The following is a 21,610-nucleotide window of genomic DNA, read 5'->3' on the forward strand; positions in this document are numbered from 1 at the left end:
TCGCTGGTCCTGATCGTCCTGGCCGACCAGCTCGGCCGCTCGGTCGGCGACATGTATGCCGGCGCCCTGATCCCCGGCCTCGTGCTGACCGCGCTCTATGCCGGCTACATCCTGGTGACCAGCATCGTCCGCCCCTCGGCGGTTCCGGCCCTGCCGCCGGAGGCCCGCACGCTGCGCGGCTTCAAGCTGCTGCTGCGGGTCTTCACCTCGCTGGTGCCGCCGCTGGTGCTGATCTTCCTGGTGCTGGGCACCATCTTCATCGGCATCGCCACCCCGACCGAGGGCGGCGCCATGGGGGCGGCCGGGGCGCTGCTGCTGGCGCTGGCCAAGCGCCAGCTCAGTTGGTCGCTGATGCGGCAGGCGATGGACTCGACCGCAAAGCTCTCGTCCTTCGTGGTGTTCATCCTGATCGGCTCGACAGTGTTCGGCCTGGTGTTCCGCGCGGTGAACGGCGACCTGTGGGTCGAGCATCTGCTGATCGGCCTGCCGGGCGGCGAGCTGGGCTTCCTGATCGTCTGCAACATCCTGGTCTTCGTGCTGGCCTTCTTCCTCGACTTCTTCGAGCTGGCCTTCATCATCGTGCCGCTGCTGGGACCGGTCGCCGACAAGCTGGGCATCGACCTGATCTGGTTCGGCGTGCTGCTGGGCGTCAACATGCAGACGAGCTTCATGCACCCGCCTTTCGGCTTCGCGCTGTTCTTCCTGCGGTCGGTGGCGCCGAAGACCGACTACATCGACAAGATCACCGGCAAGACGATCGGCAAGATCACCACCGGCCAGATCTACTGGGGTGCCGTGCCGTTCGTCTGCATCCAGATCATCATGGTCGCCCTTGTCATCGCCTTCCCGCAGCTTGTCGATGCCGGCCGCGACAAGGGGCCGTCGATCAACCTGAACGATGTCAAGATCGAGATCCCGGCCTTCGACAACCAGGAGGCGCCGCCGCCCTTCGGCACCCCCAGCCAGCCGGAGGAGAACCCGGCCGACGACATCATGAAGCAGCTCCAGGGCAAGTAACCCCGGGCAGTCGCTTCCTGCCCGGGATTTCCGGGCAGGGGCGGGTGCGGTGGGCGGCACGAAGTGCCGGAGCAAAAGGAAAGGGGCCGGTTGAACCGGCCCCTTTCCGCATTTCAGAGTCTGCCGTGTGAGTCACGTTTCAAGCGATACCGGTTGAAAGGACCAGACGCTAACGATGGTATCCCCGGATATCCGCCGTCAGCGCCGCTGGGTTGCGCCATACCAGTTCGTCGGAGCGGTGCCGACGGATGCCGGGGCACCGCCGCCCATCGACATCATGCGGTCGTTGCCTTCGACGGCGGGCAAGGCGGCAAACTGTTCCGGCGTCATGCCGACCAGGATCACGGCCTGGCGATTGCGGGCATAGCGCAGGTCTGCGGTGTTGATCGTCACCTTATGCTCGGTCGGGAAACGCGGGGCGCCGACGGTGACGATCGCCTGCTCCACCCGGTTGGTCGGACCGATCACGAGATCGCTGACGTTGCCGAGAATGCGCGAGCCGTCGGGCGGCTGTACGGTCAGCCCGACCAGTTCGATCGGCGGCTTGTCCGCCACCTCCGCCGATGGGACGCCGCCCATCTCGGTGTGCGCGCAGCCGCCGAGCGCCAGGAGCGCGCCTGCCGAAAGAACGGTGAGGAATGGCGGGAGGAGGGAGCGGCGATTGTGCATAGGGTGTTTGCCTTCTCTCTGACGACGCACGGGTGACTGCGGCGTCAACAGCGCAACCACGGCTCCGGGTCCGTCGCGCCGATGGGGTGATCCCATCGTCCGCCGCTTCCTCCCCCTCCGGATGGGTCAGGTGAACAGGTAGTCGTGCCCCGCCGTCAGACCGATCTGGTCCACCGTCAGCGACGAGCCGTCATTGAACGAGAAGATGGTCGACGCGCCGTTGGTGGTCATGGCCATCTGCGAGGCCGTGTATCCGTGGAACTCGATCTGGTCGATTCCCTTCTCGAAGTAGTTGATCTGGTCCTGCCCGAAACCGCCGGTCGCCTGTTCCATCAGGAACCTGTCCACCTGACCGTCGTAGTAGCTGACCATGGTGTCGTTGCCGGTCCCCGGCTGGAAGAGGTCAGCGCCGTCGTCGCGGTAGGTGTCGTACAGGATGTCGTTGCCGGCGCCGCCGATCATCGTATCGTTGCCGCGCATGCCCTTCAGGATATCGTCGCCGGTGCCGCCGTCGAGCCAGTCGTTGCCGGCCCCGCCGAAGAGCTGGTCGTTGCCGGCGTCGCCCCACATCTTGTCATCGCCGGCGTCGTTGCCGTACGGGTCGCCGAGCCAATCGTTGCCATCGCCGCCGTGTAGCTGGTCATTGCCGAGGCCGCCGATCAGACTGTCGTTCCCGCGCTCTCCATAAAGCACGTCATTACCGCCGGCGCCGTCGATGCGGTCATCGCCATCGAGACCGTCCAGGCGGTCCTCATAGGCGGTGCCGCTGATGATGTCGTTCTTGGCAGTCCCCCAAAACTGGCGCATGGCGTCTCTCCGTCAGTACGTTAACCGCTCGTTAACGATTAACCAGATGTTAACCATGGGTGGCGGCCCTCCGAAAAGAGATAAAGGAGCAATACAAACGAGATTTGAGGAAATGACACAGATATTCATATATTGATCAAATAGTCGTCCCGATCTGTTTCCGTTTTCGAAGCATTTGTGACTGAAGTGGGAAAGATTTTGTGACAATCTTGGTGTTTTCTCCCCTGACCGTGCAGGTTGAACTGTACGAAGGGGAAAGAGAGGGTCGGTCGAAGGCCGTGTGGCCGGAATGCCACGGTAGACCGCGGGGAGGGCGCTCAGGCCGTAGCGGATCGGTCGAAAGAAGCCGGGTGTCCACCGGGCGCCTTGGCCGCATCACGCCGAATGCGCACAAAAAATTACCGGGCGTTCGAGGAACGCCCGGCACAGTCGTATACAGGGAGGGTTAGAGACAAGCGACTGTCTATTCCCTTCGATGGAGGGGCGCGTTGATGTGGATCAACAATCGGCCGAGGCTGCGCTCATCCTCATCTTCCGCTCCGTTCTTCGGGGAGCCTGTCAATCGTGGCTGTGGCCGGCGTGCCCGCCATAGAGGATTGCCGGGTCGGTTTCGATCTCCTGGATGACCTCCAGGCGACCGTCGCGCCAAGCACGATAGAAGCAGCTTCTGCGACCGGTGTGGCAGGCGACGCCATCCTGCTCGACCACCAGCAGCAGGGTATCGCCGTCGCAGTCGATGCGGAAATCCTTCAGCCGCTGCACCTGGCCGGAGGTCTCGCCCTTGCGCCACAATCCGCCGCGGGAACGCGACCAGTAGCAGACGCGGCCGGTGGCCAGCGTTTCGAGAGCGGCCTCACGGTTCATCCAGGCCATCATCAGGATCTCGCCGGTGCCGTCGGCCTGCGCGATCGCCGGAACCAATCCGTCGGCGTTGAAGCGGATCGCCGCCAGCGCTTCGGCGTAGGGTGACGCGTCGACAGCCGGGGCAGGGGTCCCCGGTCCACCTCCGGTGGGCTTCGGGTCTTTGGAATCGATCTTTGGTGATTGGGGCATGGAATGTCTCTCGAAGCCGTGGGGCCTCGTCAAAGGGCGGCAGCCATCCGGCGGAAGCCGGCATCGAGATCGCGGATGAGATCATCCGGGCTTTCCAGCCCGGCATGCAGGCGCAGCACCTGCCCGGGTTCCGTCCAGCGGGTGGCGGACCGCACGGCGGCCGGCCGCGTCGGCAGGATCAGGCTTTCGAAACCGCCCCAGGAATAGCCCATGCCGAACAGCTCCATTCCGTCCAGCATCGCCGCCAACGCCTGCCGCGGCACCTGGTCGATGATGATGGAGAACAGGCCGCTCGACCCGGTGAAGTCGCGCTTCCACAGCGCGTGTCCGGGGAAATCGGGGCGGGCGGGATGCAGCACGCGACGGACCTCCGGCCGCGCGCCCAGCCAGTCAGCCAGGGCCAGCGCGCTCTCCTGATGCTGCCGCAGCCGGACCGACAGCGTCCGCAGGCCACGCAGGCCGAGATACAGGTCGTCCGGCCCGGCACAGGCGCCGAAACGGGTCGCGGTCTTCTTCACCGCCGTCCACGTCTCCTCGTTGCGGCAGGTGACGACGCCCAGCATCGCATCGGCATGACCCACCATGTATTTGGTGGCGGCATGGATGGAGACGTCGACACCGTGATCGAAGGGGCGGAAGAACAGCGGCGTCGCCCAGGTGTTGTCCATCAGCACGACGGCGCCCGCCTTCCTCGCGGCGGCGGAGATGGCGGCGGTATCCTGGACCTCGAAGGTCAGGGAGCCGGGAGACTCGAGGAACACCACGCTGGTGTTCGGGCGGAGCAGCGACGCGATGCCGGCGCCGACGCAGGGATCGTAGAACTCCACCTCCACCCCATAGGGCGCGAGGGTTTCCCTGGCGAAGCGGCGGGTCGGGCCATAGGCGCTGTCGGTGATCAGCACATGGTCGCCAGCCTTGGTGAAGGCGGACAGGGCGATGGCGATGGCCGCCAAGCCCGAACCGGTGTTCACCGCCCGGTAGCCGCCTTCCAGCGCTGCGGCCGCCTCCTCGAAGGCGAAGGTGGTGGGAGTGCCCATGCGGCCGTAATGCACGCCCTCCAGCGTGTTGCGGTCGCTTTCCTCCAACGCGTCCAGCGTCGGGAACAGCACGGTCGAGCAGTGATAGACCGGCGGATTGACGATGCCGTGGTTGTTCCGCGGATCGCGGCCGGCATGCACGAGAACCGTATCCTGTGTGACGTCCTTCATCGACTGTCCGTTTCGCTGGAGCGGCAACTGCGGCCGCGCCGGCCCTGTCGAGGACCCCCGCGGCGGAGCCGGCTATTGTGGCATCCCGCAAGCCCGGCTGCCATCGCCGTTTGCACGACCGCCCCGGACGGTGCTCGCGGTAATTTGCCAACGCCATCAACGCACAGAGGATTCGACAAGCCGGATCAAGTTGATGCACTCTTGTTACACGCGCATGGCTGCGTCGCGATCCCCACAGGGTTGGTCGGCCGGCGCGAGCGGCGCGTCGTCAGACCGCTCCAATGCGAAGAACGCAAGAACAGGGTGGAGTATAAAAATGAAAACGGGATTCCTGGCCACCGCCGCGGCGGCCGTGGTCGTTACTGCCAGCGTCGCCGCCGGGGCCGCCACGCTTGATACGGTCAAGCAGCGCGGCTTCGTGCAGTGCGGTGTCAATGCCGGCCTGCCGGGCTTTGGCAACCCGGACAGCGCCGGCAACTGGACCGGCCTGGATGTCGATTACTGCCGTGCCGTCGCCGTCGCGATCTTCAACGATCCGAACAAGGTCAAGTTCACGCCGCTGTCGGCGCAGCAGCGCTTCCCCGCCATCCAGTCGGGCGAGGTCGACCTGCTGTCGCGCAACACCACCGCCACGCTGACCCGCGACACCTCGGTCGGCCTCAACTTCGCCCCCGTCACCTATTATGACGGTCAGGGCTTCATGGTGACGAAGAAGCTGGGCGTGAAGAGCGCCAAGGAGCTGAACGGCGCCACCGTCTGCGTGCAGTCCGGCACCACGACCGAACTGAACCTCGCCGACTATTTCCGCTCCAACAACATGAGCTACAACCCGGTCGTCATCGAGTCGAACGACGAGGTGAACGCCGCCTACTTCGCCGGCCGCTGCGACGTGCTGACCACGGACATGTCGGGTCTCGCCGGCACCCGCGCGGGCGTCGCGCCGGTTCCGGACGACCACGTCATCCTGCCGGAGGTCATTTCCAAGGAGCCGCTGGCCCCGGCGGTGCGCCATGGCGACGACCAGTGGTTCGACATCGTCAAGTGGACGGTCTACGCGACCATCCAGGCCGAGGAGTTCGGCATCAACTCCAAGAACATCGACGAGTTCGGCAACTCGCAGAACCCGGACATCCAGCGCTTCCTCGGCACCTCGCCGGGCATGGGAAAGGCGCTCGGGCTGGATGAGAAGTGGGCCTACAACGTCGTGAAGAAGATCGGCAACTACGGCGAGATCTTCGACCGCAACGTCGGTCCGGGCACCCCGCTGAAGCTGGAGCGCGGACTGAACGCCTTGTGGACGAAGGGCGGCCTGATGTACGCCGAGCCGTTCCGGTAAGCAGCCGTGCAAGGGCCGGCCGGCGCCCCTTCGGTGCCGCCCGGCCCTTCGACGACGAGAGTGGCCGTGCAGGACGCCGTCGAAGCGTCCGCGTGACATGCCGCATTCGACACATGTCGCATCCCGACGGTGTGGGAAATTGCCCGGAAGAACGTCCGGGGCGCGTGGGCACCGTTCAGGAGCGCGACGGTTGGGGGAGAGTAGTCCGTGGCGACCCAGACCCGGACCACCCAAGGCGCTCCGCCGCCGGGTGGCGTATCGTTTTCCCTCAGCGACCCGACGTTCCGCAGCATCGTCTACCAGATCCTGGTGGTCGGCGCGGTCATCGCGGTCGGCTGGTTCCTGATCCACAACACGCTCGACAACCTCGCACGGCGGTCGATCGCGACCGGTTATGATTTCCTCGGGCGTGAGGCCTCCTTCGGGATCGGCGAATCGCTGATCGACTATTCGCCGAGGGACACCTATGGCCGGGCCTTCCTGGTCGGCGTGCTGAACACGCTGAAGGTGTCGGTCATCGGCATCATTCTGGCCACCATCATCGGCACGGTCGTCGGCGTCGCGCGCCTGTCCAGCAACTGGCTGATCGCCAAGCTGGCCTCGACCTACGTCGAGATCATCCGCAACATCCCGCCGCTGCTGCAGCTCTTCTTCTGGTACGCGCTGGTGTCGGACAGCATGCCGCCGGTGCGCCAGGCGCTGAACCCGCTGCCGGGCGTGTTCCTGTCGCAGCGCGGCCTTCGCGTGCCGGTGCCTGCCCCCGATCCGGTCTGGACCACCATGGGCATCGCGCTGGTGGTCGGCATCGCCGCCGCCTGGGGCGTGTCGCGCTGGGCGCGGGCGCGGCAGGCGCGCACCGGGCAACCTTTCCCGGCGGGCTGGGCGGGCCTCGGCCTGATCATCGGCCTGCCGATCCTGACCTGGCTCGCCGGCGGCGCCCCGCTGGCGATGGACGTGCCGAAGCTGGCCGGATTCAACTTCACCGGCGGTGCGGCCATCTCGCCGGAATTCTTCGCCATCCTGACCGGACTGACGGTCTATACCGCCGCCTTCATCGCCGAGGTGGTGCGCAGCGGCATCAAGGCGGTCAACTGGGGACAGACCGAGGCGGCCCGCGCGCTCGGGCTGCCGGGCGGCCCGACCCTGCGGCTGGTGATCCTGCCGCAGGCGCTGCGGGTCATCGTGCCGCCGCTGACCAGCCAATACCTGAACCTGATGAAGAACAGCTCGCTGGCGCTGGCCATCGGCTACCCCGACCTGGTGTCGATCGCCAACACCACCCTGAACCAGACCGGCCAGGCGATCGAGGGCGTGACGATGATCATGGGCACCTACCTGGTCATCAGCCTCAGCATCTCGATCTTCATGAACTGGTACAACAAGCGCATCGCGCTGGTGGAGCGGTAACGGCCATGACCGACAACGTGCGAAGCGTCGGACTGCCGGACGAACGTCCGCCGTCCAACACCGTCGGCCCGCTGGCGTGGCTGCGGAACAACCTGTTCAACACCTGGTACAACGCCGTCCTGACCGTTCTGGTGCTGGCGCTCCTGGCGACGGCGATCCCGCCCCTGTTCAACTGGCTGGTCGTCAAGGCGCACGGGTTCGGCGCCGACTCCACCGCCTGCCGCCAGGGTGCCGGCGGCGCCTGCTGGGGCTTCATCGGCGAGAAGCTGCGCTTCATCCTGTTCGGCACCTTCCCCTGGGAGGAGCAGTGGCGTCCGCTCGCCACCATCGCGGTCTTCATCGCGCTCCTGGTGGCGAGCTGCGATCGCCGGCTTTGGAAGCCCTGGTTCGGGCTGGTCTGGGCGGCCGGTCTGGCGGTGGTGGCGATCCTGATGTGGGGCGGCGTCTTCGGCCTGACCTACGTCGAGAACACGCTGTGGGGCGGCCTGCCGCTGACCATCATCCTGTCGGTGATCGGGCTGGCGGTCGCCTTCCCGGCGGCGATCCTGCTGGCGCTCGGGCGGCGGTCGAACATGCCGGCGGTGAAGGTGCTGTGCGTCACCTACATCGAACTGATCCGCGGCGTGCCGCTGATCAGCCTGCTGTTCATGGCCTCGGTCATGCTGCCGCTGTTCCTGCCCAACGGCGTGTCGATCGACAAGCTGCTGCGCGCGCAGATCGCCTTCATCATGTTCGCCGCCGCCTACATGGCCGAAGCCATCCGCGGCGGCCTGCAGGCGATCCCGAAGGGCCAGTACGAGGCGGCCGACGGGCTGGGCCTGACCTACTGGCAGAAGATGCGCAAGATCATCCTGCCGCAGGCGCTGGCCATCTCGATCCCGCCGCTGGTGAATACCTTCATCAGCTTCTTCAAGGATACCTCGCTGGTCATCATCATCGGCCTCTACGACCTGCTCGGCACCGCCAAGGCTGCGCTGTCCGATCCGTCCTGGCGCGGTTTCTATCGAGAGGCCTATCTGTTCATCGGCGTGATCTACTGGATCTTCTGCTTCAGCATGTCGAAGTACAGCCAGAAGCTTGAACGCGATCTGAACCGCGGCCACCGCCGCTAGCCACGCCGTCCGAGGGAGTACCATCCATGTCCCAGGCCGTTTCCCAGGCCCCCAACCAGACCCGGCACTTTCCCGGCGGCGAGGAGATCATCCGCTGCACGGGCGTGAACAAGTGGTATGGCGAATTCCACGTCCTGAAGAACGTGAACCTCACCGTCCAGAAGGGCGAGCGCATCGTCGTCTGCGGCCCGTCGGGGTCCGGCAAGTCGACGATGATCCGCTGCCTCAACCGGCTGGAGGAGCATCAGAAGGGCACGATCGTCATCGACGGGATCGAGCTGACCAACAACCTGAAGAACATCGAGCTTGTCCGGCGCGAGGTCGGCATGGTGTTCCAGCACTTCAACCTGTTCCCGCACCTGACGGTGCTTGAGAACTGCACGCTCGCCCCGATCTGGGTCCGGAAGAAGCCGAAGGCCGAGGCGGAAGAGATGGCGATGAACTACCTGAAGCGGGTGCGCATCGCCGAGCAGGCACACAAGTATCCCGGACAGCTTTCGGGCGGCCAGCAGCAGCGCGTCGCCATCGCCCGCTCGCTGTGCATGAACCCGAAGATCATGCTGTTCGACGAGCCGACCTCGGCGCTCGATCCGGAGATGGTCAAGGAAGTGCTGGACGTCATGATCGGCCTCGCCGAGGACGGCATGACCATGCTGTGCGTCACCCACGAGATGGGCTTCGCCAAGTCGGTGGCCGACCGGGTCATCTTCATGGACCGCGGGGAGATCGTCGAGCAGGACACGCCCGAAGAATTCTTCTCCAATCCGAAGTCGGAGCGTACGCGCCTCTTCCTCAGCCAAATCCTGAACCACTGACCGGCGGCCCGGGACCAGCGGTTCGATCCGGTCTGTCATTCGGAAACAAAACGCCTCCATCTCCGGTGCGCGGCGCAATGTCCTGTGGCGTTGCGCACCGGTTTGAGGTTCAATCGGTCCCGTGACGTGCTGTTCGACCGTTTAGAACCACGGAGACCGAGGTCATGGACGTGCTGAGCCCCCGCCCCAGCGTTGGCCAGATCAAACCTTACCGTCCCCAACGTCCGCCGCGTGACGGCCGCCGATGGATCGACCTGTCGCTCACCCACAACCCGCTCGGCCCCAGCCCGCTGGCGCTCGACGCCTACTGCGAGGCGGCCGGACGGATCCACTGCTATCCCGACTGGGGTCAGGATCCGTTGCGCCATGCCATCGCCCGGCGCCATTCCGTCGATGCCGACCACGTCGTCTGCACGGCGGGGTCGGAGGAACTGATCCATCTGGTCGCCCAGGCGTTTTCCGGTCCCGGTGACGAGGTGCTGTGCCACGAGCGCGGCTATCGCGGCTTCCTCAAGGCGATCCGCGCCAGCGGCGCCACCGCCGTGGTCGCCGCGGAGCGCGACATGGTCGTCGACGTCGAGGCGATGATCGATCGCGCAAGCGAGCGCACGAAGATCTGCTTCCTCGCCAACCCGAACAATCCGACCGGCACCTACATCCCGACCGAGGCGGTGCTGCGCCTGCGGGCCGGTCTGCCGGCGCACACGCTCCTGGTCCTCGACTCGGCCTACGCCGACTATTGCCGGCTGCCCGATTACAGCGATGGTACGGAGATCGTCGAGAACTCCGACAACGTGCTGATGCTTCGCACCTTTTCCAAGATGCACGGCCTCGCCGGGCTGCGGGTGGGATGGGGCTACGGTCCAACGGCGGTGATCGAGGCGGTGAACGCCATCCGCGGCGCCTTCAACGTCTCGCTGCCGGCCCAGTTGACAGCGGCGGCGGCGCTGGCCGACGCCGGGCACGAGGAGGCGACCTACGCCCACAATGCCCAGTGGCTGCCCTGGCTGTCGCGCGAGCTGGAGCGGGTGGGACTGCGCGTCTATCCCAGCGTCTGCAACTTCGTGCTGGCCCGCGTGCCGACCGATCCGTCGCTCGGCATCCAGGCGGTGATCGACCATCTCGCCCACCGCGGCATCCTGGTCAAGCCGGTGGCCGATTACGGGCTGCCGGATTGCCTGCGGATCACCATCGGCCGGGAAGAGGAGAACAAGGCGCTGGTCGCCGCGATGGCCGAGATCCTGGGGTGAGTGCTGAAAGGAAAAGGACGAAGGAGAAGGAAAGAACTCGCGTGCCTTTGATATGGATCAACGAAGGGACAACGAGCGAGGTATAGGGTTCCTCTCGTCTCTAACCCTCCCTGTATCACTGAACCGGGGCATCCACACGGATGGCTCCGGTTTTTTCTTTCAGCCTGGTCGGCAGGGGAGATTCAGGACCGCGGACCGCTTCGCCTCCAGTTCAGGATCAGGGCGATGACGGACAGCGGAACCACCACCACGGCGCCGATCAGGATGTAGGGCAGGGCCCAACTGCCGGCATCGACCAGCAGCGACACGATGTTCTGCACCGTCTGCCAGCTATCGGTCAGGATGCTTGCCGGGTCGATGTGCAGGAACGACAGCGCCAAGCCGACGACGAAGCACAGAAACAGCGTTCGGATGATCCAGCCAACCAAGGCCCCACCTCGCGGTCGCCACGGCGCCGCTTGCGCCGTCGTTGAGAAAACGCGACCGGACCACGACGGGTTCCGGCGCCTGCCGGGGAGATGGGGAGGGGGTAGGGCGGCGGTCAAGGGGCGGGAGCGTCCGTCCGCCGCCGATCGTCACCCGACGATCGGGATGTGCGTACCCGCGCTCCGCGGCAGCACGCCGTCGATACGCGGATCGCGCACCTCGCGGACGACGTGGCGCACCGGGGTGAAGCCCATGCTCTGGTACAGCGGCAGCGCCTTGGGATGGTCGAAGGTGCAGGTGTTGACGGTCAGCCTCTTCGCTCCACCCTCCCATGCCTTGCGGATGGCGCTATCGAGCAGCCAGGGGCCGAGCTTGTGGCCGATGAAGTCCGGGATCAGGCCGAAATAGGACAGATCGGTGTCCGCCATGCGGCGGTCGAGTTCGGCGAAGCCCGCCGGCGTGCCGTCGACGTGCAGCACCCAGACCTCGACCAACGGGTCGAGGATCGAGCGCTCCAGTTCCTTGCGTGGCATCCGCCGCCGCTCGTGCCACAGCCAGGGCTCGCCCACCGTGTCGTAGAGATAGCGGTAGAAGGACCAGGTCGGCGGGTTCGCCCGGACGAGCTCAAGGTTGCCGGGCGGACGGCGCAGCGGTTCGTGGGCCGGCGGTGCCGCCATCTCCAGATAGGTGACGATCACCGACAGGTGGCCGCGCCGCGTCGAGGCGGGCAGGGCGGGACGGGTCAGGGAGAAGGATTGGTCAGCCATTTCTGCATCAGCATCGTGGGGGGCTTGGCATAGCCCAGCCGTTCGTAGAAGGCCAGCACCCGCTCGTTGGTGTTCCGCACCAGGAGTTGCACCTTGGGCATGCCGGCGGCGGCGAGCCAGGATTCCGCCTCCGCCACCATGCGGCGGCCGAAGCCGCGGCCTTGGTGGGTGGGATCGACGGCAAGGTAATAGATCCAGCCGCGGTGGCCATCCTGCCCGACCATGACGCTGGCGACGACGCGTCCGTCAAGGACGCCGGCCAGCACGGCCGAATTGTCCTTCGACAGGGCAAGGACGAAGTCAGCCGCAGGATCGTTCCAGGGCACCACCAGCCCGCAGGCGGACCACAGCGCCACCACGGCGTCGCGGTCCGCATCCACGCAGGGGCGAATGTCGAGGGTGGCGGTCATGCGCTTGCCGCCTTGGAGGTGTGCCGGCCCGTTTCGCGCGGCCCGGTTTCGATGGGCAGGTCGGGGCGGAGTCCCCATTCGGCCCAGGAGCCGTCGTAGATCGCCACATCGGTCTTGCCGGCGCTGGCGAGGCCGAGCGCGATGACGCATGCCGTGATGCCGCTGCCGCAGGAGGCGACGACCGGCCGATCCATGTCGAGCCCGGCCGCGCGCGCCCTGGCGGCGATGGCGTCGGGCGGCAGCAGCGTCCTGGTGTCGGCGTCGATCAGGTCGGTGTGCGGGATGTTGAAACTGCCCGGGATGCGGCCGCTTCGCCGTCCCGGCCAGGGCTCCGCCACCGCGCCCTCGAACCGGGCGGCGGCGCGGGCGTCGGTCACCTGGTCCCTGCCACCATCGATGTTGGCGAGCACCTGGTCGACGCTGCGGATCAGCTCCGGCCGCCTGCGGGCGGTGAACGCGGCCGGCCGTGCGGGCGCTGCCTCCCCCGCCTCGGTCGGCCGACCCTCGGCCGTCCATTTCGGCAAGCCGCCATCCAGAACCGCCACCCGGTCGAAGCCGAACAGGCGGAACAGCCACCAGACCCGCGCGGCCGCGGTCGCCAGCCCGGCGCTGTCATAGGCCACCACCGTGTCGCCGTCGCCGATGCCGAGCGCACCGATCTTCGCGGCGAAGGTCGCTTCGTCCGGCGCCATGTGGGGCAGCGGATGGGTGTCCGGCGCCGCCACCTCGTCGACGTCGCAGAGGCGGGCACCGGGGATGTGCCGTTCGACGAAATCGGCGCGGATGTCGCGCTTCAGGCTGGGCATATGCCAGGAACAGTCGAGGATCCGCAGCCCCGGCCGCCCGAGGTTGCGCGCCAGCCAGTCGGTGGAGACGACAGGTCCGGGCAATGGATCGGGCATGGGGTCGGCAGTGGCGTCCGTCATGATGCGCGTCCTTCCGAAGGAGTCAGTGCCGGGCGGTTCAGTCCTTCAGCGCGATCACCACGCGCCGGTTCTGCTTGCCCTTGTTCTCGATCTTGGTCACTTCGATGCCGCCGATCTCGCCGGTGCGGGCGACATGGGTCCCGCCACAGGGCTGCAGGTCGACGTTCTCGACGCTCAGCAGGCGGACGCGGCCGCTGCCGGTCGGCGGCTTGACCGACATGGTCCGCACCAGTTCCGGCTTGGCCGCCATCTCCTCGTCGGTGATCCACTGCGTGCCGACCGGGGAGTCGGCGGCGATCAGCCGGTTGACCGCCTCGGCGATGGCATCCTTGTCGAGGCTCTCGGCCGGGACATTGAAATCGAGGCGGCTCTTGTCGGCGCCGATCTGGCCGCCGGTCACCGAGCCCGGAACCACCGCGCACAGCAGATGCAGGGCGGTGTGCATGCGCATGTGGCGGTAGCGGCGCTCCCAATCGATCACCGCCTCCACCGCGGTGCCGGGGGCGGGAAGGGGCTGCCCCTCCTCCGGCACGTGGATGATGTCGTCGGCGCCGTCGCCCTTCACGGTGTCCCTGATGCGGACTTCGAGCCCGTCGAACCGCAACGCCCCGCTGTCGCCGGGCTGGCCGCCGCCGGTCGGATAGAAGACGGTGCGGTCGAGCCGGATGCCGCGCTCGTCCACCGCCGTGACGGTGGCGATGCAGTCGCGGGCGTAAGCGTCCTCACGGAATAGCGTGTCCATGTCCCCCCTCGGACGGAATCAGGCCAGCCAGTCTGGCACAGGAAGATTCTTCTCACGGAGGAAGTCCGGATTGAAGAGCTTCGATTGGTAACGCTGCCCCCCGTCGCACAGGATGGTCACAACGGTATGCCCGGGACCGAGGTCGCGGGCCACCCGCATCGCCGCCGCGACGTTGATGCCGCTGGAGCCGCCGAGCACCAGGCCCTGGGTCTTGATCAGGTCGAAGATGACCGGCAGCGCCTCCTCGTCGGGGATCTGGATGGCGTCGTCGATGGGGGCCTTTTCCAGGTTCGCGGTGATGCGGCCCTGGCCGATGCCTTCGGTGATCGAACTGCCTTCCGACTTCAGTTCGCCCTTCGTGTAGTAGCTGAACAGGGCCGCGCCCATCGGATCGGCCAGCGTGATGCGGACATCCGGCTTGCGTTCCTTCAGCGCCATCGCGATGCCGGCGAGGGTGCCGCCGCTGCCGACCGCGCAGGTGAAGGCGTCGATTCTGCCGCCGGTCTGGTCCCAGATCTCCGGGCCGGTGGTGAGGCGATGCCCCTCGCGATTGGCGACATTGTCGAACTGGTTGGCCCAGACCACGCCGTTCGGCTCGGTCTTCGCCAGCTCCTCGGCCAGGCGGCCGGAGTAGCGGACATAGTTATCGGGGTTGGAATAGGGCACGGCCGGCACCAGCCGAAGGTCGGCGCCGATCAGGCGCAGCATGTCCTTCTTTTCCTGGCTCTGCGTTTCGGGCATGACGATGACCGTGCGGTAGCCCAGCGCGTTGCCGACCAGCGCCAGCCCGATGCCGGTGTTGCCGGCCGTTCCCTCCACGATGGTTCCCCCGGGACGCAGCAGGCCGCGCGACTCGGCGTCGCGGACGATCGCGAGCGCCGCGCGGTCCTTGACCGATCCGCCGGGGTTCAGGAACTCCGCCTTGCCCAGGATCTCGCACCCCGTCGCCTTCGAGGGTCCTTCCAGGCGGATCAGCGGCGTATTGCCGATGGCGCCGATGAAGCCGTTGCGGATGTCCAAGGCAGGTACTCCTGACGTCGAATGTGGAATGTCGACGTTACTATCTGGATTGGGTGAAGCGCTTTCAAGGCGACGCTGTGAAATGCTGCATTGAACGGCCGATGATTGTGAAAAACGGCGCCCGCCGCCTCACCGCTTCGCGTGCCAGCGCTCGCGCAGCGAGGCGCGATGGCGGGCGAGCCAGCCGACGGCGATGATGGACACCGAATTGCGCAGGCGGTTCTCGTCCATCATGCGGATCGCCTCGTCGGTGGGCATGACGAGGATGCGGATGTCCTCATGCTCCTCGGCCAGCCCGCCGGTCGCGGCGAGGCCGCGGCTGTCGACCCTGCCGCAGAAGACGTGGACCACCTCGGTGAAGGCGCCCGGGCTGACATAGTAGTCGCAGACCTCGGCGATCTCGCCGATGGCGCAGCCCGCCTCCTCCATGGCCTCGCGGCGCGCCACCTCTTCCGGCGATTCGCCCTCGCCGACCATGCCCGCGACGATCTCCGTCATCCAGGCCGGCCCGCCGGCGGCGGCGGAGCCGACCCGGAACTGCTCGATCATCACCACCGCCTCGCGGTCGGGATCGTACAGCAGCACGCCCACCGCCGGGCCGCGGTCGCAGACCTCGCGCGGCGGCAGCACATCGGTCCAGGTGCCGTCGAACTTCCTGTGGCGCAGGCGGTAGACGTCGACGGTGAGGAAACCTTTGTAGGCGGTCTTCTTGTCGAGGATCTCGATGTCCTGATGGTTCATGGTCGGAGTGGTCCTGCTGGTCGCCGTGTGGCCCGTCCGGCACGGGCCGTGGGCGACAGGGTGCAACGCCGCGGGGCACGCCACAAGCCCGGTGGAGAAAGGGGGGCGGACGCGAGGCGGCTTCACAGGGTCGGGGTGAGCCGGAGGAAGCGCACGCGATCGCCGGAGGTGACCGGCACGGGCGTCAACGCCTCGCCCCGCATGACGTCCAGCGGAACGACCGTCCCAGCCGGACCGAGGCTCCAAAGCTTGCGGTAGAAATCCGCCAGGCCGCCGACACCCTGCCCGCCGACACCGACAATCCAGTCGCCCGGACGCACGCCCGCCGTCTCGGCCGGTCCGCGCGGCGAAACCTTCTCAACCAGGATGCGGCCCGTCTCCTCGCGCAGGGTCACGCCCAGCCACGGCCGCGGCGGTTCCTGACGGCGACCATAGGCCAGGAGGTCGGCCAGGATGGGCTCCAGCGCCGAGACGGGCACGAACATGTTGCCAGGCACGCCGCGTCCCTGCACCGCCTCGCCGACCAGGAGAGAGCCGACACCGACAAGGCGCCCGTCGCCGTTGACGAGGGCAGCCCCATTGAAGGCGCGGATCGGCGGGAAGGTGAACAGCGCCTCGTCCAGCAGGTATTCCCAGTACCCGGCGAACTCGCGCTTGCCCACCACATGGACGGCGGCGGCGCCACGGGCCTCGCCGCCGGTGACCACCAGCAGGGTGTCGCCCTCCTTCACCTGATGCGAATCGGCGAGTCGCAGCCAGGGAGCCTGGAAGCCCAGTCCCGCCCGCAGCAGGCCGAACCCGCTGACCGGGTCGTAGGCGGAGAGCGTTGCCGGGAAGTCCCGCCCGTCCGCCGCGGTGACGGTGATCTGTGAGGCTTCCATCACGGTGTAGCCGATGGTCAGGATCAGACCCGACCCGTCTATGACGACGCCGCTGCCGGTTCGTTCGGTTCCCAGTGTCTGCGAGCTTTGGCTGTCCGGCGGAACCACGGCACGGATGCCGACCACCGAGCGCACGACCCGCTCGGGGTCGATGCGCTCGGCCTCCGCGGCCCTGGCCTGATCGCCGACCGTGACCAGGAGCAGAGCCAGCATGAGGAAGCCGACGGTCCGCCATGATCCGACCGGTGTTGCGACAACGCGCATGACGCCGCCCTCCCGCGCAAGGCATGGGCCGAGGGAACCCCGCGGCCGCACCGCCCTGTCCGGCGCGACTCGGGTGACATGAGGATGAGATTGCGTTCGGGCCGCTTCCCATCAAGTCGTCCGTTCAGGCTGTCCGCGATCGGTGTGCGGCCCCGCAAGCACCCGACGGTTTATCCGGGGGAAACGTGGGGAAACATAGCGGCACCGGCCGGTGTTGTTCGTTCGACAAGTCAGATGCGACCCGTCATACCCGGAAGGAGACGCCGACCCATGCCCATCAACAGTGAAAACGAACTGGAGCGCGCCGTTCAGGAGTTCCAGCGCCTGAGCGACGCACCGGACGATTCGGAGGAGGCGCGGCGCCGCAGCGTTCTGGACGCGGACATCAAGGCGTATTACGCCAGGTGCGCCGACACGCTTCGACCCGCCAAACCGCCCGCGAGCTGATCCTGCGGTACGGGGGCGCCGACCTTCGAAGGTCGGCGCCGGGCGGTCGGGAACGCAAGGGAGACCGGCCGCGATGAAACGACTCGACACCTGCTACACCTGCCGATTCTGGGAGGGGCAGGGACTCCGCCAGCGTGGGCCGAAGGGCACCTGCCGGCGCTATCCGCCGGTGGTGACCGCGCGCAGCCCCGAAGGCGACTTTCCCATCACGCTCTCCACCGACTGGTGCGGTGAATGGAAGCGGGTCGCGGTCGCCTCTGGCGTCGGCGATCCGGCGGATCCCGATGCCACCATCTATGACGATCTTGTGGAATAGACTTAAGCCCGGCCCCGGCCCCGGCCGCTGCCGGTCCGCCAGGCAAGTCCATCGAACCTGCCCTTAGGCGGCAGTCGGGCGGCATTCGCCGGATCCCGCGGCGGAGTGGCGCCGTCAGCGTGGATTCGGCAGGATGACCATGACCGGCGTGTTCTCGTACGCCCGGAGCCTTGATTCCGGTGATGTTTCATTCCAGTTGGCGCTCAACGCCAGCAGGGCCAGCAGAACGGCGGTCACGAACACCAGGATCGCGGTTACGCAGTCCACGGTCCTGACATGATCATCATCGTGCCGTGATGGCGCGTGTCGCTCGACCGACGGGGCTGTGCGCAAGCGTTCGGAGTTGATCGGCAGAAGCACGGCGGTCCTCCATCGGCTGGAGACGCCCGACCGACAGTACGGTCCGGAATTGTCATCAAGTCTACGCCCGTGATGCGCTGCGGGGCATTTCGCTTCCGGCAGGTCTGGATCGTCTTTTGGGTCTAGCCCATCTTTGAAGAACGGACGATTGCTTGCCAAGCCGTCTTAGTCCAGGCGCCGTAAACCGAATTCGGATGCCGATGCGCCACAGTCAAGCTTCAAGATGTCGGAAAGAAGAAAGGCCGGATGCGTGTTGCATCCGGCCTTTCTGATCTGGCTCCCGGTGCTGGACTCGAACCAGCGACAAGCGGATTAACAGTCCGCTGCTCTACCAACTGAGCTAACCGGGATCGGAGGCCAAGCCTAGGGCGGCCGCCGTTGTCGGCGTGGGCGGCTATATAGCGGAACGGTTCGGGACTGCCAAGCACTTTCCGACAAGGAAACCGATTTCCGTTCCCCCTGCGGACCGCCCGGTCTTCGCTCCGGGTTGCGGAGCCGGCGTCCAAATGCAAAAAGCCCCGCGGGAGCGGGGCCGGCAATCGACAGTGCGTCACGCCATATGCATTGTCAGGATGGAGGCACGGGCGGGAATCGAACCCACGTACACGGATTTGCAGTCCGCTGCATCACCACTCTGCCACCGCGCCATCCTGACCGGCTTCGGCGCGCCGTATCCGGTGCGCCGCGGTGTGGAGCGCTGGTATAACGACATGGAACGTGGCGGTCAAGGCGGTTGGTGACGATTTTCGAACATCCTTCGCCAAGCGGCCCGGAGGCGGAGGAAGGGCGGCCGGGCGCGGACGCAGGTGGCGCCGGCGGGCACCCCTTGCGGCACCCCTTGCTGTTGGTCGCGGCAGGCGGTCGTGGCAGGCGCTGGTGAAGGCACAGGGCGCGCCGGTTCCCCCGGTCCCTGTGACGTTGTGTTCACCGGAGCTTTGCGGCTATATACCGCCATGGCAGGAAGCCGTCCGTTGTTCGGCTTGGTGCCGGTGTCGTCACAACACATCAATAAGCGACCGCCATGACCGATTTCGCCGCCGCACGCTATTTCATGGTCGAGGGACAGATCCGCCCCAACAAGGTGACGGACCACCGTCTCGTCGATGTCCTGTCCGAGCTTCCGCGCGAAGCCTTCGTTCCTGAGTCGGCGCGTGGCGTCGCGTATGTCGACGACGATCTTCCCATCGGCAAGGGGCGTTTCCTGCTGGAACCGATGGTCTTCGCCCGCATGCTGCAGGCCGTCGCCGTGCAGGAGACCGACCGCGTCCTCGACGTCGGCGCCGCCGGCGGCTATTCGACGGCCGTGCTGGCCCGGCTGGCGGGTTCGGTGGTGGGGCTGGATTGCGACGAGGACCTCACCGCCGCCGCCGCCGCGGCGCTGGCCGGTCAGGGCATCACCAACGCCAAGCTGGTCACCGGCCCGCTGGCGGAGGGTTACGCCCAAGGCGCCCCTTACGACGTCATCGTCATCGAAGGTACGGTGCCCGAGGTGCCGGCGGCGATTGCCGAACAACTGGCGGAGGAGGGGCGCCTCGTCGCCGTGGTCCAGGGTGGCCGTGGCGTCGGCGAGGTCCGCCTGTTCCAGCGCACGGGTGGCGTCGTGTCGAGCCGGATCCTGTTCGAGGCGCAGCCTCACGGGCTGCCGGGCTTCGAGAAGAAGGCCTCGTTCGTGTTCTGATGGCGGCGGCGCCGTCCCGAACGGCGTGGCCGATGCACGCGGCTGCACCCGGGTGGCGTGCACCGCGAGCGCCGGAAGTGCGTGCGTTCTGGCCGGTCTGCTGACCGGACATGCCTTGAACTGAACCGTGCAGTTCACATCTGGGCGGTTCTGAGTTACCGTCGCCGCCACCCTTGCACGACCTGGCACGAAAGTGAGTTCCCATGGCCGCACCGTTTGAGATCGAGGTGGAGGAGTTGGACCGCCGCCGCAAGGCTGGCGACGATCCGGCCGTTCTCGACGTGCGTGAGCCTTGGGAATTCGCCCTGTGCGCCATCGACGGCAGCATGCACATCCCGATGAACGGTCTTCCCGGCCGGGTGGACGAGCTGCCGACGGACCGCGACCTCGTCGTCGTGTGCCATCACGGCGGCCGCAGCGCGCAGGTCACCATGTGGTTGCGTTCCAAGGGCTTCGACCGCGCCATCAATCTGGACGGCGGTGTGGATGCCTGGGCGCGCCGAATCGACCCGAACATGAAGGTCTACTGAACATGACCGTGCGAAGCCGTTATGCGCACCGTTGGCTGCTGGCGACGGCCCTGACCCTGACCCTGACGGCCGGCGTTGCCGGCGGTTCCGGCGCGGCCCGGGCGCAGTCGCTCGAACAGGCCCTGGCCCAGGCCTACGCCAACAACCCGACCATCGGCGCCCAGCGCGCCCGACTGCGCGCCGTCGATGAAAGCGTGCCGCAGGCGCTGTCCGGCTACCGTCCGACCGCCCGGGTCACCGCCGGGGTGACGCGCTCGATGGGCGAGAGCAAGTTCGACGGCGGCTCGGCGGGGTCGGAAGCAAACGCCAAGAGCGTCGGGATCACCGCCACCCAGCCGATCTACGACGCGACCGTCGCCCCGGCCGTCCGCCGTGCCGAACGCCTGGTGGAGGCGCAGCGCGCCACCCTGATCGCGTCGGAGCAGTCGGTGTTGCTGGGCGCCGCCCAGGCCTATCTGGACATCGTCCAGAACCAGGCGATCCTGCAGCTCCAGACCAACAACGAGCAGGTGCTGCGCCGCCAGCTCGAAGCGGCCCGCGACCGCTTCCGCGTCGGCGAGTACACCCGCACGGACGTCAGTCAGTCCGAGTCCCGCCTGTCGGCCGCCCTTGCCTCGCGCATTTCCGCCGAAGGCACGCTGCGCGCCTCGCGCGCGACCTACGAACGTCTGGTCGGCGCCGCTCCCGGCGAGCTGAAGGCGCCGAAGCCGGCCTTCCGCCTGCCCAAGAACCTGGACGAACTGGTCGAGCTGGCCCGCTCCAACAACCCCAACGTCCTGTCGGCCAGCTATACCGAGGCCGCCCAGCGCGAAGCCGTCGACCAGCAATATGGCCGCCTGCTGCCGTCTGTCGGCGTGTCGGCCAGCGGCACCCGCACCTTCGATCCCGGCCGTTCGTCTGGCGTGGAGCTGAACCGGAGCGACAGTGCGCAGATCACCGCGCAGGTGACCATCCCGCTCTATCAGGCAGGCCTGCCCGAAGCCCAGGTCCGCGAAGCCAAGCAGACCGCCAACCAGGCCCGCCTGCAGATCGAGGAAACCCGCCGTCAGGCGACCGAGGCGGCGGTCAGCGCCTGGCAGTCGCTTCAGACCGCCCGCGCCAGCATCGAGTCCTACAAGGCGCAGATCCAGGCGGCCCAGATCGCCCTGGAAGGCGTGCGCCAGGAGGCTCAGGTCGGATCGCGCACCGTTCTGGACGTGCTGAACCAGGAACAGGAACTGCTGAACGCCCGCGTGTTCCTCGTGCGGGCCCAGCACGACGAAATGGTCGCAGCCTTCAATGTTCTGTCGGCGAGCGGACAATTGACCGCGGACCGGCTCAATCTTCCGGTCCAGAAATACGACCCGCAAGCGAATTACGAAAAGACGCGGGGCAAGTGGTTCGGCACTTCGGTGACCGAATGAACGAAGCGGCCCGCGAAAGCGGGCC

24 protein-coding genes and 2 tRNA genes are annotated in these 21,610 nt (G+C 67.0%); 11 read left to right on the forward strand and 15 right to left on the reverse strand.

Translation table 11 applies throughout. The annotated features are described in order from the left end of the window. Positions 1–1,017: TRAP transporter large permease (locus J2850_RS04920; protein WP_209979403.1), on the forward strand; the 1,017-nt coding region annotated here is incomplete at its 5' end. 198 nt (positions 1,018–1,215) lie between these two features. Here J2850_RS04920 and J2850_RS04925 read toward each other — a convergent pair. The 4 genes from J2850_RS04925 to metC all read right to left on the reverse strand — a co-directional run bounded on the left by J2850_RS04925 (position 1,216) and on the right by metC (position 4,754). Next, complete coding sequence (locus tag J2850_RS04925) at positions 1,216–1,686, reverse strand: PRC-barrel domain containing protein (RefSeq protein WP_209979405.1); 471 nt, start codon at positions 1,684–1,686, stop codon at positions 1,216–1,218. Positions 1,687–1,812: 126 nt separating this feature from the next. Further along, on the reverse strand, positions 1,813–2,493 hold the full coding sequence (locus J2850_RS32030; RefSeq protein WP_209979407.1) for a calcium-binding protein: 681 nt from the start codon (positions 2,491–2,493) through the stop codon (positions 1,813–1,815). Between the two features lie 558 nt (positions 2,494–3,051). Further along, positions 3,052–3,546, reverse strand: coding sequence for a phosphoribosyl-AMP cyclohydrolase (gene hisI, locus J2850_RS04935; RefSeq protein WP_209979409.1), 495 nt, complete (start codon positions 3,544–3,546; stop codon positions 3,052–3,054). A 29-nt stretch (positions 3,547–3,575) separates the two neighbouring features. Then, entirely contained in the window at positions 3,576–4,754 is a 1,179-nt protein-coding gene (gene metC / locus J2850_RS04940; RefSeq protein WP_209979411.1) for a cystathionine beta-lyase, read from the reverse strand. 316 nt (positions 4,755–5,070) lie between these two features. On the opposite strand from metC, the gene J2850_RS04945 reads away from it, so the two are divergent. The 5 genes from J2850_RS04945 to J2850_RS04965 all read left to right on the forward strand — a co-directional run bounded on the left by J2850_RS04945 (position 5,071) and on the right by J2850_RS04965 (position 10,674). Then, positions 5,071–6,090 (forward strand): amino acid ABC transporter substrate-binding protein, encoded by a 1,020-nt coding sequence (locus tag J2850_RS04945; protein WP_209979413.1) that lies wholly within the window; start codon positions 5,071–5,073, stop codon positions 6,088–6,090. A gap of 207 nt (positions 6,091–6,297) precedes the next feature. After that, positions 6,298–7,497 (forward strand): amino acid ABC transporter permease, encoded by a 1,200-nt coding sequence (locus tag J2850_RS04950; protein ID WP_209979416.1) that lies wholly within the window; start codon positions 6,298–6,300, stop codon positions 7,495–7,497. Positions 7,498–7,502: 5 nt separating this feature from the next. Then, a complete protein-coding gene (locus J2850_RS04955; protein WP_209979419.1) occupies positions 7,503–8,609 on the forward strand; it encodes an amino acid ABC transporter permease in 1,107 nt (368 codons plus the stop codon). A gap of 26 nt (positions 8,610–8,635) precedes the next feature. Next, positions 8,636–9,424 carry an amino acid ABC transporter ATP-binding protein gene (locus J2850_RS04960; RefSeq protein WP_211113789.1) on the forward strand — a complete coding sequence of 263 codons (789 nt, stop codon included), beginning with the start codon at positions 8,636–8,638 and terminating at the stop codon, positions 9,422–9,424. A 164-nt stretch (positions 9,425–9,588) separates the two neighbouring features. Beyond that, complete coding sequence (locus J2850_RS04965) at positions 9,589–10,674, forward strand: pyridoxal phosphate-dependent aminotransferase (protein ID WP_209979421.1); 1,086 nt, start codon at positions 9,589–9,591, stop codon at positions 10,672–10,674. A 182-nt stretch (positions 10,675–10,856) separates the two neighbouring features. Here the strand turns inward: J2850_RS04965 and J2850_RS04970 are convergent, their stop codons facing one another. From J2850_RS04970 to J2850_RS05005, 8 genes are all read right to left on the reverse strand, one after another. Next, positions 10,857–11,102 carry a hypothetical protein gene (locus tag J2850_RS04970; RefSeq protein ID WP_209979423.1) on the reverse strand — a complete coding sequence of 82 codons (246 nt, stop codon included), beginning with the start codon at positions 11,100–11,102 and terminating at the stop codon, positions 10,857–10,859. Between the two features lie 147 nt (positions 11,103–11,249). Beyond that, complete coding sequence (locus tag J2850_RS04975) at positions 11,250–11,867, reverse strand: GNAT family N-acetyltransferase (RefSeq protein ID WP_209979424.1); 618 nt, start codon at positions 11,865–11,867, stop codon at positions 11,250–11,252. Beyond that, positions 11,843–12,277, reverse strand: a complete 435-nt coding sequence (locus J2850_RS04980; protein WP_209979427.1) for a GNAT family acetyltransferase — start codon at positions 12,275–12,277, stop codon at positions 11,843–11,845. Before J2850_RS04980 ends, J2850_RS04975 begins: the two co-directional genes overlap by 25 nt. Beyond that, positions 12,274–13,203 (reverse strand): sulfurtransferase, encoded by a 930-nt coding sequence (locus J2850_RS04985; RefSeq protein WP_209979429.1) that lies wholly within the window; start codon positions 13,201–13,203, stop codon positions 12,274–12,276. The genes J2850_RS04980 and J2850_RS04985 overlap by 4 nt, the downstream gene beginning before the upstream one ends. 37 nt (positions 13,204–13,240) lie before the next feature. Beyond that, positions 13,241–13,945: an alanyl-tRNA editing protein gene (locus J2850_RS04990; RefSeq protein ID WP_209979431.1), complete on the reverse strand. Its 705-nt coding sequence runs from the start codon at positions 13,943–13,945 to the stop codon at positions 13,241–13,243. An 18-nt stretch (positions 13,946–13,963) separates the two neighbouring features. Beyond that, positions 13,964–14,965 (reverse strand): cysteine synthase A, encoded by a 1,002-nt coding sequence (locus tag J2850_RS04995; RefSeq protein ID WP_209979433.1) that lies wholly within the window; start codon positions 14,963–14,965, stop codon positions 13,964–13,966. A gap of 129 nt (positions 14,966–15,094) precedes the next feature. Beyond that, a complete protein-coding gene (locus J2850_RS05000) occupies positions 15,095–15,706 on the reverse strand; it encodes an NUDIX domain-containing protein (RefSeq protein ID WP_209979435.1) in 612 nt (203 codons plus the stop codon). Between the two features lie 122 nt (positions 15,707–15,828). Next, complete coding sequence (locus J2850_RS05005) at positions 15,829–16,851, reverse strand: S1C family serine protease (protein WP_209979437.1); 1,023 nt, start codon at positions 16,849–16,851, stop codon at positions 15,829–15,831. A 270-nt stretch (positions 16,852–17,121) separates the two neighbouring features. Between J2850_RS05005 and J2850_RS05010 the strand changes: the two genes are divergently transcribed. Both J2850_RS05010 and J2850_RS05015 read left to right on the forward strand, forming a co-directional pair. Then, on the forward strand, positions 17,122–17,298 hold the full coding sequence (locus J2850_RS05010) for a hypothetical protein (protein ID WP_209979439.1): 177 nt from the start codon (positions 17,122–17,124) through the stop codon (positions 17,296–17,298). Positions 17,299–17,371: 73 nt separating this feature from the next. Continuing rightward, positions 17,372–17,614 carry a hypothetical protein gene (locus J2850_RS05015; protein WP_209979441.1) on the forward strand — a complete coding sequence of 81 codons (243 nt, stop codon included), beginning with the start codon at positions 17,372–17,374 and terminating at the stop codon, positions 17,612–17,614. Positions 17,615–17,728: 114 nt separating this feature from the next. Here J2850_RS05015 and J2850_RS05020 read toward each other — a convergent pair whose 3' ends face one another. The 3 genes from J2850_RS05020 to J2850_RS05030 form a co-directional block, all read right to left on the reverse strand. Continuing rightward, positions 17,729–17,974, reverse strand: coding sequence for a hypothetical protein (locus tag J2850_RS05020; RefSeq protein ID WP_209979443.1), 246 nt, complete (start codon positions 17,972–17,974; stop codon positions 17,729–17,731). Between the two features lie 274 nt (positions 17,975–18,248). Beyond that, positions 18,249–18,324, reverse strand: a tRNA-Asn gene (locus tag J2850_RS05025). A gap of 223 nt (positions 18,325–18,547) precedes the next feature. Then, a tRNA-Cys gene (locus J2850_RS05030) sits at positions 18,548–18,621 on the reverse strand. Between the two features lie 374 nt (positions 18,622–18,995). Between J2850_RS05030 and J2850_RS05035 the strand changes: the two genes are divergently transcribed. The 3 genes from J2850_RS05035 (at position 18,996) to J2850_RS05045 (ending at position 21,585) form a co-directional block, all read left to right on the forward strand. After that, positions 18,996–19,652 carry a protein-L-isoaspartate O-methyltransferase family protein gene (locus tag J2850_RS05035; protein WP_209979445.1) on the forward strand — a complete coding sequence of 219 codons (657 nt, stop codon included), beginning with the start codon at positions 18,996–18,998 and terminating at the stop codon, positions 19,650–19,652. Positions 19,653–19,855: 203 nt separating this feature from the next. Further along, entirely contained in the window at positions 19,856–20,182 is a 327-nt protein-coding gene (locus J2850_RS05040; protein ID WP_209979447.1) for a rhodanese-like domain-containing protein, read from the forward strand. Positions 20,183–20,184: 2 nt separating this feature from the next. Then, the gene (locus J2850_RS05045) at positions 20,185–21,585 is read left to right on the forward strand and encodes a TolC family outer membrane protein (protein ID WP_209979448.1); all 1,401 of its coding nucleotides are present in this window, start codon (positions 20,185–20,187) and stop codon (positions 21,583–21,585) included. Positions 21,586–21,610 lie beyond the last annotated feature (25 nt).

The sequence above is a fragment of the Azospirillum picis genome, assembly GCF_017876115.1.
In the GTDB taxonomy this organism is placed as follows: Bacteria; Pseudomonadota; Alphaproteobacteria; order Azospirillales; family Azospirillaceae; genus Azospirillum; species Azospirillum picis.

Coding starts and splice junctions, on each gene's coding strand:
- J2850_RS05000 (WP_209979435.1), bottom strand. CDS start 15,706: ATGAACCATCAGGACATCGAGATCCTCGACAAGAAGACCGCCTACAAA.
- J2850_RS04980 (WP_209979427.1), bottom strand. CDS start 12,277: ATGACCGCCACCCTCGACATTCGCCCCTGCGTGGATGCGGACCGCGAC.
- J2850_RS04955 (WP_209979419.1), top strand. CDS start 7,503: ATGACCGACAACGTGCGAAGCGTCGGACTGCCGGACGAACGTCCGCCG.
- metC (WP_209979411.1), bottom strand. CDS start 4,754: ATGAAGGACGTCACACAGGATACGGTTCTCGTGCATGCCGGCCGCGAT.
- J2850_RS04985 (WP_209979429.1), bottom strand. CDS start 13,203: ATGACGGACGCCACTGCCGACCCCATGCCCGATCCATTGCCCGGACCT.
- hisI (WP_209979409.1), bottom strand. CDS start 3,546: ATGCCCCAATCACCAAAGATCGATTCCAAAGACCCGAAGCCCACCGGA.
- J2850_RS05045 (WP_209979448.1), top strand. CDS start 20,185: ATGACCGTGCGAAGCCGTTATGCGCACCGTTGGCTGCTGGCGACGGCC.
- J2850_RS04960 (WP_211113789.1), top strand. CDS start 8,636: ATGTCCCAGGCCGTTTCCCAGGCCCCCAACCAGACCCGGCACTTTCCC.
- J2850_RS05010 (WP_209979439.1), top strand. CDS start 17,122: ATGCCCATCAACAGTGAAAACGAACTGGAGCGCGCCGTTCAGGAGTTC.
- J2850_RS05005 (WP_209979437.1), bottom strand. CDS start 16,851: ATGCGCGTTGTCGCAACACCGGTCGGATCATGGCGGACCGTCGGCTTC.
- J2850_RS05035 (WP_209979445.1), top strand. CDS start 18,996: ATGACCGATTTCGCCGCCGCACGCTATTTCATGGTCGAGGGACAGATC.
- J2850_RS04975 (WP_209979424.1), bottom strand. CDS start 11,867: ATGGCTGACCAATCCTTCTCCCTGACCCGTCCCGCCCTGCCCGCCTCG.
- J2850_RS05015 (WP_209979441.1), top strand. CDS start 17,372: ATGAAACGACTCGACACCTGCTACACCTGCCGATTCTGGGAGGGGCAG.
- J2850_RS04945 (WP_209979413.1), top strand. CDS start 5,071: ATGAAAACGGGATTCCTGGCCACCGCCGCGGCGGCCGTGGTCGTTACT.
- J2850_RS04965 (WP_209979421.1), top strand. CDS start 9,589: ATGGACGTGCTGAGCCCCCGCCCCAGCGTTGGCCAGATCAAACCTTAC.
- J2850_RS04990 (WP_209979431.1), bottom strand. CDS start 13,945: ATGGACACGCTATTCCGTGAGGACGCTTACGCCCGCGACTGCATCGCC.
- J2850_RS04925 (WP_209979405.1), bottom strand. CDS start 1,686: ATGCACAATCGCCGCTCCCTCCTCCCGCCATTCCTCACCGTTCTTTCG.
- J2850_RS05040 (WP_209979447.1), top strand. CDS start 19,856: ATGGCCGCACCGTTTGAGATCGAGGTGGAGGAGTTGGACCGCCGCCGC.
- J2850_RS32030 (WP_209979407.1), bottom strand. CDS start 2,493: ATGCGCCAGTTTTGGGGGACTGCCAAGAACGACATCATCAGCGGCACC.